The sequence below is a fragment of the Streptomyces sp. NBC_00178 genome, assembly GCF_036206005.1.
In the GTDB taxonomy this organism is placed as follows: Bacteria; Actinomycetota; Actinomycetes; order Streptomycetales; family Streptomycetaceae; genus Streptomyces.
On record NZ_CP108143.1, the window covers coordinates 4,161,362 to 4,173,448 of the forward strand.

9 protein-coding genes and 1 pseudogene are annotated in these 12,087 nt (G+C 72.2%); 6 read left to right on the forward strand and 4 right to left on the reverse strand.

The window, feature by feature from the left end:
• Positions 1-15: 15 nt before the first annotated feature.
• From OHT61_RS18165 to OHT61_RS18185, 5 genes and pseudogenes are all read left to right on the forward strand, one after another.
• Positions 16-765, forward strand: coding sequence for a LamB/YcsF family protein (locus tag OHT61_RS18165; protein ID WP_329043309.1), 750 nt, complete (start codon positions 16-18; stop codon positions 763-765).
• Complete coding sequence (locus OHT61_RS18170; RefSeq protein WP_329039755.1) at positions 762-1,397, forward strand: 5-oxoprolinase subunit B family protein; 636 nt, start codon at positions 762-764, stop codon at positions 1,395-1,397. Before OHT61_RS18165 ends, OHT61_RS18170 begins: the two co-directional genes overlap by 4 nt.
• Complete coding sequence (locus tag OHT61_RS18175; protein WP_329039757.1) at positions 1,394-2,254, forward strand: biotin-dependent carboxyltransferase family protein; 861 nt, start codon at positions 1,394-1,396, stop codon at positions 2,252-2,254. Before OHT61_RS18170 ends, OHT61_RS18175 begins: the two co-directional genes overlap by 4 nt.
• A 197-nt stretch (positions 2,255-2,451) precedes the next feature.
• Positions 2,452-3,141: a copper homeostasis protein CutC gene (locus tag OHT61_RS18180; protein WP_329039760.1), complete on the forward strand. Its 690-nt coding sequence runs from the start codon at positions 2,452-2,454 to the stop codon at positions 3,139-3,141.
• Positions 3,142-3,300: 159 nt separating this feature from the next.
• Positions 3,301-5,626, forward strand: a pseudogene (locus OHT61_RS18185) (MMPL family transporter).
• Positions 5,627-5,675: 49 nt separating this feature from the next.
• Here OHT61_RS18185 and OHT61_RS18190 read toward each other — a convergent pair.
• From OHT61_RS18190 to OHT61_RS18200, 3 genes are all read right to left on the reverse strand, one after another.
• On the reverse strand, positions 5,676-5,987 hold the full coding sequence (locus OHT61_RS18190; protein WP_329039761.1) for a hypothetical protein: 312 nt from the start codon (positions 5,985-5,987) through the stop codon (positions 5,676-5,678).
• A 653-nt stretch (positions 5,988-6,640) separates the two neighbouring features.
• A complete protein-coding gene (locus tag OHT61_RS18195) occupies positions 6,641-7,462 on the reverse strand; it encodes a pentapeptide repeat-containing protein (RefSeq protein ID WP_329039762.1) in 822 nt (273 codons plus the stop codon).
• A 299-nt stretch (positions 7,463-7,761) separates the two neighbouring features.
• On the reverse strand, positions 7,762-9,822 hold the full coding sequence (locus OHT61_RS18200) for a HelD family protein (RefSeq protein WP_329039764.1): 2,061 nt from the start codon (positions 9,820-9,822) through the stop codon (positions 7,762-7,764).
• 390 nt (positions 9,823-10,212) lie between these two features.
• Between OHT61_RS18200 and OHT61_RS18205 the strand changes: the two genes are divergently transcribed.
• Positions 10,213-10,404, forward strand: a complete 192-nt coding sequence (locus OHT61_RS18205) for a hypothetical protein (protein WP_329039765.1) — start codon at positions 10,213-10,215, stop codon at positions 10,402-10,404.
• A 31-nt stretch (positions 10,405-10,435) separates the two neighbouring features.
• Here the strand turns inward: OHT61_RS18205 and OHT61_RS18210 are convergent, their stop codons facing one another.
• On the reverse strand, positions 10,436-12,079 hold the full coding sequence (locus tag OHT61_RS18210) for a DNA repair helicase XPB (protein ID WP_329039767.1): 1,644 nt from the start codon (positions 12,077-12,079) through the stop codon (positions 10,436-10,438).
• Between the last annotated feature and the right edge of the window lie 8 nt (positions 12,080-12,087).

The window sequence follows — 12,087 nt, forward strand, 5'->3', positions numbered from 1 at the left end:
GAACCCACGCATCCCATCGACCTCAACGCGGACCTGGGTGAGGGCTTCGGCCGCTGGACCCTCACCGAGGACGACGCGCTGCTCACGTGTGTCACCAGCGCCAACGTCGCCTGCGGCTTCCACGCGGGCGACGCCTCCGTGATGCGGCGGGTCTGCGACAAGGCGGCCGAGCGGGGCGTGCGCATCGGCGCCCAGGTCTCCTACCGCGACCTGGCCGGCTTCGGACGGCGCGCCATGGACGTGCCGGCGGACGAACTCACCGCCGAGATCGCCTACCAGATCGGGGCCCTGCGGGTCTTCGCCGAAGCGGCCGGGTCCTCGGTGTCGTACGTCAAACCGCACGGCGCCCTCTACAACCGCGTCGTCCGGGACGACACCCAGGCCGCCGCCGTCGTTGCGGGTGCGGTGCTCGCCGGCGGATCCCCGGCCGTGCTCGGGCTGCCCGGCTCGCGGTTGCTCGCGCACGCCGGGGCGGCGGGCCTGACCCCCGTCCCGGAGGCCTTCGCCGATCGCGCGTACACCCCGCAGGGCACCCTCGTCCCGCGCGGCGAGGAGGGCGCCGTGGTGGACGACGCGGACGAGGTCGTGCGCCGCAGCGTCCGCATGGCCGTGGAGGGGGCCGTCACCGGGGTGGACGGCAGCCGCATCGCGGTCGCCGCCCGCTCGCTGTGCGTCCACGGGGACACCCCCGGGGCCGCGGCGCTCGCGCGGCGGGTCAGGGCCGCGCTGGAGGAGGCGGGCGTCCCCGTCCGGGCGTTCGCGTGAGCGGCGTCCGGGTGCTGGCCGCCGGTCCCCGCGCCCTGCTCGTGGAACTCGCCTCCGGCGAGGAGGCGGAGGCGTTCCACGCGGAACTGCTGCGCCGCCGGGCCGCCGGGGAACTCCCCCCGGTGCGCGAGATCGTCCCCGGCGCCCGGACCGTGCTCCTGGACGGCGTCGACGACCCCCTGCTGGCCGGACGGCTGCGCTCGTGGACCGTGCCCCCGCTGCGCCCGGGCACCGCCGGGACGGTCGAGCTGTCCGTCGTCTACGACGGCCCGGACCTCGCCGACGTGGCCGAGGCGTGGGGCGTGGGCGTCGACGAGGTGTCGGACATCCACGCCCGTACGGAGTTCCGGGTCGCCTTCTGCGGCTTCGCGCCCGGCTTCGGGTACCTCACGGGGCTGCCCGGACACCTGACCGTCCCGCGCCGCGCCACGCCCCGCACCCGGGTGCCGGCCGGGGCCCTGGCCCTCGCCGGGCCGTACACCGGCGTCTATCCGCGCCCGTCGCCCGGAGGCTGGCAGCTCATCGGCCGGATGACCGGACCGGAGGTCCTGTGGGACCCGGGGCGCGAACCGGCGGCGCTGTTCCGGCCCGGCATCCGGGTCCGCTTCGTGGCCGAGCGGGCGCACCGATGAGCCGGGGGCTCGAAGTGGTCCGGGCCGGTGTGCTGACCACGGTGCAGGACGAGGGCCGGACCGGCTGGGCGCACGTCGGAGTGCCCAGGGCCGGGGCTCTGGACGGGCCCTCCCTGCGGCTGGCCAACCGGCTCGTCGGCAACACCCCCGGCGCGGCGGTGCTGGAGACCACGCTCACGGGCTGCGCGGTCCGGCCGCTCGGAGCGGGGCCGGTGCTCGCCGTCGTCGGCGGCGCGGGCTGCGCCGTCACCGTCGACGGACGCCCCGTCGCCTGGGGCGCGCCGGTGCGCGTGCCCGCGGGCGCCGTGCTGGAGGCCGGGCCGGCGCTCCACGGGCTGCGCGCCTACCTGGCGTTCGCCGGCGGGCTGGTACCCGAGCCCGTCCTCGGCAGCAGGTCCACCGACCTGCTCTCGGGGCTCGGGCCGCCGGTCCTGCGCGACGGCGACGTCCTGCCGCTCGGTGCCCCGGGCGGCGCGCCGGCGGCCGACACCGTGCCCTGGCCCGGTGCGCCCGCCGAACTGGTCCTGCCGCTGCACCCGGGCCCGCGCGACGACTGGTTCACGGGCCCGGCCCTACGCACGCTCACCACGGCCGTGTACCGCGTGTCGGAGCGCGGCAACCGCATCGGGCTGCGCCTGGAGGGCCCGGCCCTGCGGCGCGCGCGGGACGGCGAACTGCCCAGTGAGGGGATGGTGCTGGGGGCCGTCCAGGTGCCGCCGGACGGACGGCCCGTGGTGTTCCTCAACGACCACCCGACGACGGGCGGTTACCCGGTCGTCGGGGTGGTCGCGGAAGCGGCCCTGGCGGGGGCGGCGCAGGCGGCGCCGGGGACACCGGTGCGGTTCGTACGCGCCTGACGGGCACAGCGGCGAGGGCGCCGTCCGGCCCTGTCACCGCGAGGTCCGCGGCGCGCCCGGTCCGCGGATGCCGGCGCCGTCTCGCGTATCTTCACGCTTGCGTTCACATCTGGAGCTGCGCGGCCGGGTGGCTGACCCGTAGTCTGGTTATTGGACTAGACCTGTAGTCCGCAGCCGCTCCGAGGGAATGGAACACCATGAGCAACCGTGCAGTCCTGGAGGTGATCGCCCTCGACGCCGAGGACGCGGTCGCGGCGCAGGCGGGTGGTGCGGACCGCCTCGAACTGGTCACCGACATGGCGGCCGACGGCCTCACCCCGTCCCTGGGGACCTTCGCGGCGATCAGGGCCGCCGTCCGCATCCCGCTGCGCGTCATGCTCAGGGTGGCCGACGGCTTCGACGCCGGTGACATCGACGTCCTCGTCGCGAAGGCCCGCGCCATGCGCGCGGCGGGTGCCGAGGAGTTCGTCCTCGGCTTCCTCGACCAGGACGGGCACGTCGACCTGGTGGCCGTCGAGCGGATCGTCGCCGAGCTGAACGGCTGCTCCTGGACCTTCCACCGTGCCATCGACCGGGCGCCCGACCGTGACGCGCTCCGCAAGCACCTCGCGGACCTGCCGGGCCTGGACACGTACCTCACGGCGGGCTCGCCGGACGGCGTCGACGCGGGCATGGACGTCCTGCTCGCCGAGGCGGGCCGGGCGGACCTGCCCGGCTACGAGCCGCAGATCATGGTCGGCGGCGGCCTCCGCCTGGACCACCTGGCCCGGCTGCGCGAAGCGGGGGTCGAGGCCTTCCACATCGGGGGCGCGGCACGGCCGGGAGGCTGGGACGGCCCGGTGGACACGGCCGCCGTACGCCAGTGGCGCGAGGCGCTCGACGCCTGACGAAGGGCCGGCGGACCGGTCCGGTGTCACCCGTTCCCCCCCACTCCGGAGTGCCGGGGGCGGTGTCACCCGTTCCCCCCACTCCGGAGTGCCGGGGGCGGGCGGCCGATCCATGCTGAACTCCCTGAGGTGTCCGGCCCAGCCCCGCGCGGAGTCCACATGTCATTGCCGCAGCCCGACCGCGCCGCCGCCACGGCGCGTCGCCGCCCGGGAACACTGCACAGGACCGGGGCGTGGTGCGCGCGTCACTTCGTGGTCGTCATCGTCCTGTGGCTGGCCGCGCTCGCCGCCCTCCAGGTCCTGAACCACGCCTACGGGGGCGACTACTCCGACGACTTCTCCATCTCCGGGACGCAGTCGCAGGACGGCCTCGACGTACTGCAGGCCCACGCCCCCTCGGCAGGCGGCTACAGCAGCAACGTGGTCGTCCACGACTCCGACGGCGCGCTCACCGCGCTGAGCAGCCAGATGTCCACGGTCGTCGGCAGCCTCCAGAAGCTGCCGGACGTGCTGTCCGTGACGAACCCCCTGACGACCGGCACCAGCACCAGCAGCCCGAACGTGGGGCCGCTCTCCACGGACGGGAAGACGGCCTACATCACCGTCCGTTTCAGCGTCCAGCCGTCCACGCTCGGGTCCGGCTACCTCGACGGGGTGGACTCCGCCGTCAAGCCGCTGCGGTCCGCCGGAGCCGAGGTGGAGTACGGCGGCTCGCTGGGCGAACTGGCCAGGCCCTCGGCGAACGACCGCGTCAGCGAGGCCATCGGGTTCGGCGTGGCCATCCTGGTGCTGCTCATCGGCTTCGGCAGCCTGGTGGCCGCGGTGGTCCCGCTGGTCACCGCCCTGATCTGCGTCATCTGCGGCCTGGGTCTCCTGGCGCTGCTGGCCGCCGCCACCACCTTCGCGACGGTGTCGCCGACGCTCGCCACGATGATCGGGCTCGGCGTCGGCATCGACTACGCCCTGTTCCTGGTCACCCGGCACCGCCAGAACCTCATGGACGGCGCGGACCCCGTCGCCGCCGCCGGTTCGGCCGCGGCGACCAGCGGCCGTGCCGTGCTGCTCTCCGGCTGCACCGTGATCATCGCCCTCTGCGGCCTGTGGGTGTCGGGCATCAGCTTCATCGGCAAGCTCGGCGTCGCGGCCGCGGTCACCGTCGTCACCGCCGTGCTCGGGGCGCTCACGCTGGTGCCGGCGATCCTGGGACTGGTCGGACGGCACATCGACCGCATCCACGTCCGTACCCCGATCGCGGAGGTCGAGGGCGGCCCGTCGGACGAGGGCGGCGCGGTGGGCGCCGGTGGTACGCCGGGCGCGGTGGGCGACGGCCGTCCCGGGGGACGCGGCGCACGGCACCTGGCACCGGTACGCGCGACGGGTGGAGCGCAGGCCGTGGTGGTTCCTGGCCGGCGGCGTCGTCGTCCTGGCCGTCCTCGCGTTCCCGCTCCTGTTCATCCAGCTCGGGCACATCGGGGACGGCGCCGACCCGAAGTCGTTCACCGACCGCCGGGCCTACGACCTCATGTCCTCGGCGTTCGGGCCGGGATCGAACGGGCCGCTGACCCTCGTCATCGACCAGAGCGCGGTGCCCCAGAGCGACCGGTCCGCCCTGAAGACCCAGGCCCAGCAGTCCCTGACGAAGGTGCCGGACGCGGCCGCCATCACCCCGCTCACCGCCACGTCGGACGGCGACGTCCTCACGGCGACCGCGTACTCGGTCGCCGCGCCGCAGGACGAGCGGACGACGAGCCTGGACAACCACCTCAAGGACGACGTCCTTCCCGCCGCGGTCTCCGGCACCGCCGCGAAGACCTACGTGACCGGCACGACGGCCGCCCAGGTCGACTTCCTGGACATCGTGTCGAGCAGACTGCCGCTGATCATCGCCGTGGTGGTCGGGCTCGCGTTCCTCGTGATCCTGGCCGTGTTCCGGGGCGTGCTGGTCGCCGTCAAGGCCGCCCTGCTCAACGTCCTGTCGATCGCGGCCTCGTACGGCGTCGTCGTGGCCGTCTTCCAGTGGGGCTGGGGCGGGCCCGCGCTCGGGGTCTCGGGCGACGTCCCGATCGAGAGCTACGTGCCGATGATGATGTTCGCCATCGTCTTCGGCCTCAGCATGGACTACGAGATCTTCCTGCTGTCGCGCATCCACGAGGCGTGGCTGGCCACCAGGGACCCCAAGGCGAGCGTCGCGCACGCCCTGGAGATCACCGCGCGGGTCATCACGTGCGCCGCGCTCATCATGGTCAGCGTCTTCGCGGCGTTCATCATCAGCGACAACATCGTGGTCAAGATGCTGGGGCTCGGCCTCGCCGCCAGCGTGCTGATCGACGCCACCGTCGTACGCCTCCTGCTCGTGCCCGCCGTGATGACCCTGCTCGGACGCGCCGCCTGGTGGACACCTCGGTGGCTGGACCGGATCCTTCCGCACCTCGACCCGGAAGGATCCGAGGACCGCGGAACTCCCGCCACCACGGTCCGCCCCTGAAGGGTGTCCGGCGGCCCATCAGGTAACGATGGCCGTCGACGCGTCCAAATCAGCCGAACCAGTGCCAACCGCTGCAGTGATTGGTCCAACTGCCAGAAATGAAGTCGCTGTAACAGGCTTTGAAACCCTTTACAGGGGTGCTGGTGTAGGCAGAAGCGGTCTGTCCTCCCCATGCGTCCAGCTCATAGGTCTTACCGTCGAACAGCTGGTAGACGATGGCCCCGCCGGACGTCTCGGCGTGGGTGGTGCCGTACACCCAGACCCATCCCGGAGCCCCATTACCCGGATTGTTGTCGACTGCGGCGTGCGTGCCCCACCAGTAGAGATCGGTCTGGGCGGCGGATGCAGGCTGCACAGCCATGAGGCCCAGGGAAACAGCGGCTGCCGCCACGACGGCAGCCCTTTTTGCGATCCTCTTCAACGTTTCCTCGATTTCATGTGAATGCGAGCGCGGAGCGTCTCGGGAAATAAGTGCGGTGCGGACATTACGCCCTGACTGATTGTCGCGTCAATAAACGTCACGGTTTAATGAATTGTTCACCTCGGTCGGCTTGATTGTTTACTTCCCCATTCCGGTGCCCCGCCGTGACCGGGCCGGCGGCACGTGAAGGTCCCGCCCGGCACCCGCCCGGGCGCGCGGGGCGAGGTGGTCGCCCCGTCCGGCGGCGATCATCGATGAGGGGCCGAGGAAGCCTATGCGTTCTTGACGACATGAAGCCGTTAAAACGCACGGATCCGCGATGCGTCGTGTTCTGCGATCAATATGCAGAAGTTGATGCCGGGCTTCCGGGTGCGGGCGATCGATGTTCGGAGGGGAGTTCGGGGCCCGTCTTTTTTTGCGACCAAAGAACTGAATTCTTTTGAGTCCTTAGGCCGTGAGGTATGCAGATCAAACCTCGATCCGTCCGCGGTGCGGGCGAACGCTTTGCCGCGCCACCGACACGAACGCGGCATCCGCCTTCCGTAGGCGGCCCCCCGGCCGGGGGGCTACGCGCTCCGAACCCGTGCTCCCGCTCAGAAGTGAGCGGCGTGCTGAAACGTGGGTGCCTCGAAACCGGGGTAGTCCTCGAAAGCCACCGCGGTGACGGGTGCCCCCTGGAGGGTCGCTCCGTCGAACCGGGCGTGGCCCTGGAAGGCCGCCGCTCCGAATCGGGTGTCGCGCTCGAAGACGGCCTCCGCGAACGAGGCCGTGGCTCTGAAGGTCGTCTCCTCGAAACGGGCGCTGTCCCGGAAAGCTGCCTTCTCGAACCAGGCGATGCCGTTGAAGATCACCGACGTGAGTTCGGCGGGGCCGTCGAAGGCCGCCCTGACGAACACGGCCTTGCTGTCGACGGTTGCCGACGCGAAGTGTGCGGTGCTCTCGAAGACCGCCTCCTGGAATACGGCGTGGCCCTCGAAGAGGGCGTCTTCGAACGACGCAGTGTCCTCGAATGCAGCCGCATGGAACGCGGCTTCGTGTCGGAAGGTCGCCGACGTGAACAGAGCGGGGCCCGTGAAGGTCGCCTCCTCGAACCAGGCGGTGCCTTCGAAGACGGCCGACTCGAAACGGGCCGTGCCGAGGCAGGGATGTCCTGTTGTGCGGTGGTCGCGCAGGGCGTCCAGAAGTGAGTGGAACAAGCGGTCGGAGAAGGTGGTGCCGCGATGGTCGATGTCGGCCCCGGCGGCCAGCCCGGCCAGGTATACCTTGCGCTCGGCCTCCCCCAGGTGGGCGAGACACGACGTGTGCCGGGGAACGTGGACGCCCCGGCAGCCGACCGGATCCCCGGCAGTGGCACCGTGACCGCAATGCGGCCAGGAGGGCGGGGCGGTGGAGGGGCCAGGAACTGGCTGTGTCATACCTGGTGGACGAGTGAACCCGGCCGAAAAGTTGCGCGCCCTCCTCGCCCGACAGACCGAGCGGGTCGCTCAGGCCCCGGAAACAGGCGAAGGCGGTGCCGACGCGACCTGGTTCCGCATACCCGGTACCGGGCTCGGGTCCCGGAACGCGAGGTCCGACGGAGCTCCCGGGCGCGTGGTCTTCCGGCGGCGTGGGCAGGGCCTCTCGGTAGCTCGGAGACGCGAATCGCACCGAGCGAGGCAGGGAGGCCCTGCCGCCGTACGCGCACCCGCCTGTGACTCCGGGCGGGATCCGGCCCTCAGCCGAGCTGTTCGGGCAGAGGGGCCGCATGCAGGACGACGAGCCCGGAGACGGCCCGGGTGAGGGCGACGTACAGGCGACGCAGACCGGTGCGCTCGTCGGGTTCGCCGTCCACCACCGCCGCGGGCTCGTCCAGCACGACGTAGTCGTACTCCAGGCCCTTGGCCAGCGAGGCCGGGACCAGGGTCAGGCGGGACTCCGCCGTCGTCTCCTCACCGGGGGAGAGACAGACGTGGCCCGCCCCGGCGAGGGCGGACGCGAGGGCCGGGATGCGGGCGTCGGCGGCGATCAGACCGATGGACCCCTCATGGCGCAGCGACTCCTCGCACGCCGCGACCACCGCCGCGTCCAGCCCGCCCGCGTCGGGCACCTCACGCACCGAGAGCGATCCCGGGGTCTCACGCACCGACTCGACCGGGGCGAGGCCGGGGGAGATCGCGGGGAGCAGCCGGGACGCGTAGGCGATCACCTCGCGCGGTACGCGGAAGCCGGCCGTCAGCTCCTCCACCACCGCGTCCGCCTTGCCCAGGTGGAAGAGCGCCTGCTCCCAGCTCTGCGTGGACCACGGGGTCGTGCCCTGGGCCAGGTCGCCGAGGACCGTCGCCGAACCGGTCGAGCAGCGGCGTCCCACCGCGCGGTACTGCATGGGGGACAGGTCCTGGGCCTCGTCGATGACGACGTGCCCCAGCGAATGCGTCCGGGCCACCAGGTCGGCGGCCTCGTCGATCAGGACCGCGTCCGCCGCCGTCCACCGCGCCGACTTCACGCTGCGCGCCGGCTTCTCCATCAGGATCCGCTTCTGCTCCTCGTCGGTGAGCGTCCCCGCCGCGTGGGCGGCCAGGAAGTCCGCGTCGGTCAGCAGCCGCAGCACCAGCTTCGCCGGATCGACCGCGGGCCAGATCGCCTTCACCGCAGCCTTCACCGCGGGATTGCGGGCCACCGCGTTCTGCACGCGGTCGTCGGGGGCCTCGCCCGCCTCCTCCATCCGGACGAGGACGGCGTGCGCGATGCGCTGCGGAAGGGCCTCGTGCGCCGCGCCGTAGCGCATGTCGCGGGCCAGCAACTCGGTGACCATCTCGGCGATCTCGTACGCCGGGACCCGCCAGCGGCGCGAGCCCCGCACCACCATGACCGACTCCGTCGGAGGGGTGACGTGCGAGCGGACCGCACGCCGCAGGACCTCCGCCATCCGGGCATCGCCCTTGATCACGGCGGCGGGGGCCTCGTCCGTGCCGCGCACCTCGACGCGGGCCGTCACGAGGTCCTCGACGGTGGCCTGCTTCACCTCCAGCTCGCCGAGCGCCGGCAGGACCTGCTCGATGTAGTGCAGGAACGACCGGTTCGGGCCGACGACCAGGGTCCCGGTGCGGGCCAGCCGCTCGCGGTGCGCGTACAGGAGGAACGCGACCCGGTGCAGGCCCACGGCCGTCTTGCCGGTGCCGGGGCCGCCCTGGACGCAGACGGTCCCGCCGAGCCCGCTGCGGACGATCTCGTCCTGCTCGGGCTGGATCGTCGCCACGATGTCACGCATCGGACCGACACGGGGCCGCTCGATCTCGGCCTGGAGCAGCTTGCTGGTCTGCTCGGTCTCCGACGGGTCGTCGAGGTGCTCGTCCTCGTACGCGGTCAGCTCGCCGCCCGTGTAGCCGAAGCGCCGGCGGCGGCCGACGTCCAGCGGGTTGTTCCTGGAGGCCTGGTAGAAGGGCTGGGAGACGGGGGCGCGCCAGTCGATGACCATCGGATCGCCGTGGGCGTCGTGGACGTGCCTGCGCCCGATGTAGAACTGCTCCCCCTCCGAACCCTCCGCCTTGTCCGCCCCCACCACGTGCAGGTAGTCGAGGCGGCCGAAGAACAGCGGGGTGTGGGCGAGATCGGCGAGTGCCTTGATGCGGTCGTCGATCTGGGCCTGCAGGACGGCGGCGTTGACCCAGTTCGCCGTGACGTCGCGGATGTCGAGCGACTGCACGTCCTCACGCATGGCACGCAGGGCGGCACGGGACGCGGCGAGGTGCGCCCGCTCCCTGACCAGTGGATTGCTTGACTCTTCGTGCGCGGGCACGGTGTTGCCTCCGGCTTTTCGACGCAGGACGGCGGACAGGGCCGGCCGCCCTGTCCGCTCGGGGACGTACTCACAGGGAAACGCGCACGCGGGTGGGCGCGTGCGGCGGTTGTCGGCCGGTTTCCGTCCGGTCGGCGGCGCTCCCCCGGCTGCCGGCCGCCGGAAGGGCGGGCCGGTACCACGGTGCGGGAGGCGGGCAGACCGGCGAGTGTATCGAGCGTTTCCCGCGGGGGCGAACGAATTCGGAGAACATCACCCGCGGACCAAAGCCCCGTACGCCCCGTAGGGGACGGCCCGCGACGGCGTGCGACCTGCGGCCGACGGGGGTCCACCCGTACGTCCGTCCGTGGGCCGATGCCCGGCCGGGGCGGGCGGCGCACCATGGAATGCATGAGCACCGTTCATCTGGACCCCCGCAGAACCGGCCCCGCGCACGGCGCGACCGCGGCGACCGGCCACCCCCGCGGTCACCGCGTCGGGAACGCGGTGCGGGCCGTCGCGGTCTACGTCCGCGCCGCGTTCGGCGTGGCCGTGCTCGGTGAGTACGCCGAGGAGGCCGGCGTCGTCCGCCGCCACCGCTGAGCCCGGCCCGCGCCGCGCTCCACCGCAGCCGTCAGTTCCCGGCGAGCAGCTCGTCCGCGTCGACGATCCGGTACGCGTACCCCTGCTCGGCCAGGAACCGCTGGCGGTGCGCCGCGAAGTCCTGGTCGATCGTGTCGCGGGCGACCACCGAGTAGAACCTGGCCTCGTGCCCGTCCGCCTTCGGCCGCAGCACCCGGCCGAGCCGCTGCGCCTCCTCCTGACGCGAGCCGAACGTCCCCGAGACCTGGATCGCGACGGTCGCCTCGGGCAGGTCGATCGAGAAGTTCGCGACCTTCGACACGACCAGCACGCTGATCTCGCCCTCGCGGAACGCGTTGAACAGCTTCTCGCGCTGCGCGTTGCTCGTCTCGCCCTTGATCACCGGGGCGTCCAGGTGCTCACCCAGCTCGTCGAGCTGGTCGATGTACTGACCGATGACGAGGGTCTGCTCGCCCTGGTGCTTGCGGACGAGTGCCTCGGTGACCTTCCGCTTCGTCGCGGTCGTCGCGCAGAACCGGTACTTCTCCTCGGCCTCGGCCGTCGCGTACGCGAGGCGCTCCGAGTCCGTGAGGTTCACGCGGACCTCGACGCAGTCGGCGGGCGCGATGTAGCCCTGCGCCTCGATCTCCTTCCACGGCGCGTCGAACCGCTTGGGGCCGATGAGCGAGAAGACGTCGGACTCGCGCCCGTCCTCGCGCACGAGCGTCGCGGTGAGCCCGAGGCGGCGGCGGGCCTGGAGGTCGGCCGTGAACTTGAAGACCGGTGCGGGCAGCAGGTGCACCTCGTCGTAGATCACGAGCCCCCAGTCGCGGGAGTCGAACAGCTCCAGGTGCGGGTAGATCCCCTTACGCCGGGTGGTCAGCACCTGGTAGGTGGCGATCGTGACCGGACGGATCTCCTTGCGCGTCCCGCTGTACTCGCCGATCTCGTCCTCGGTCAGCGAGGTCCGCTTCACCAGCTCGTGCTTCCACTGCCGGGCCGAGACGGTGTTCGTGACCAGGATGAGCGTGGTCGCCTTGGCCTCGGCCATCGCACCGGCCCCGACCAGGGTCTTCCCGGCACCGCAGGGGAGGACGACGACGCCGGAGCCGCCGTGCCAGAACCCCTCGACGGCCTGCTTCTGGTACGGGCGGAGCGCCCAGCCCTCCTGGTCGAGCTCGATCGGGTGCGCCTCGCCGTCGACGTATCCGGCGAGGTCCTCGGCGGGCCAGCCCAGCTTCAGCAGCGTCTGCTTGATCTGCCCGCGCTCGGAGGGGTGCACGGCCACGGTGTCCGGGTCGAGGCGCGCCCCGACCAGCGGCTGGACCTTCTTCGAGCGGAGGATCTCCTCCAGCACGGGCCGGTCGTTGGACGTCAGCACCAGCCCGTGGACGGGGTGCTTGGAGAGGGTGAGACGGCCGTACCGCGCCATCGTCTCGGCGATGTCGACGAGCAGCGCGTGCGGCACCGGGTAGCGGGAGTACTCCACGAGGGCGTCGACGACCTGCTCGGCGTCGTGCCCGGCGGCGCGGGCGTTCCACAGGCCGAGCGGGGTCAGCCGGTAGGTGTGGATGTGCTCGGGGGCACGCTCCAGCTCGGCGAAGGGGGCGATGGCACGACGGCAGGCGTCGGCCTGGTCGTGGTCGACTTCCAGGAGCAGCGTCTTGTCGCTCTGGACGATGAGAGGTCCGTTCACGCGCGTCG

Coding starts and splice junctions, on each gene's coding strand:
- OHT61_RS18205 (WP_329039765.1), top strand. CDS start 10,213: ATGAGCACCGTTCATCTGGACCCCCGCAGAACCGGCCCCGCGCACGGC.
- OHT61_RS18195 (WP_329039762.1), bottom strand. CDS start 7,462: ATGACACAGCCAGTTCCTGGCCCCTCCACCGCCCCGCCCTCCTGGCCG.
- OHT61_RS18190 (WP_329039761.1), bottom strand. CDS start 5,987: ATGGCTGTGCAGCCTGCATCCGCCGCCCAGACCGATCTCTACTGGTGG.
- OHT61_RS18180 (WP_329039760.1), top strand. CDS start 2,452: ATGAGCAACCGTGCAGTCCTGGAGGTGATCGCCCTCGACGCCGAGGAC.
- OHT61_RS18175 (WP_329039757.1), top strand. CDS start 1,394: ATGAGCCGGGGGCTCGAAGTGGTCCGGGCCGGTGTGCTGACCACGGTG.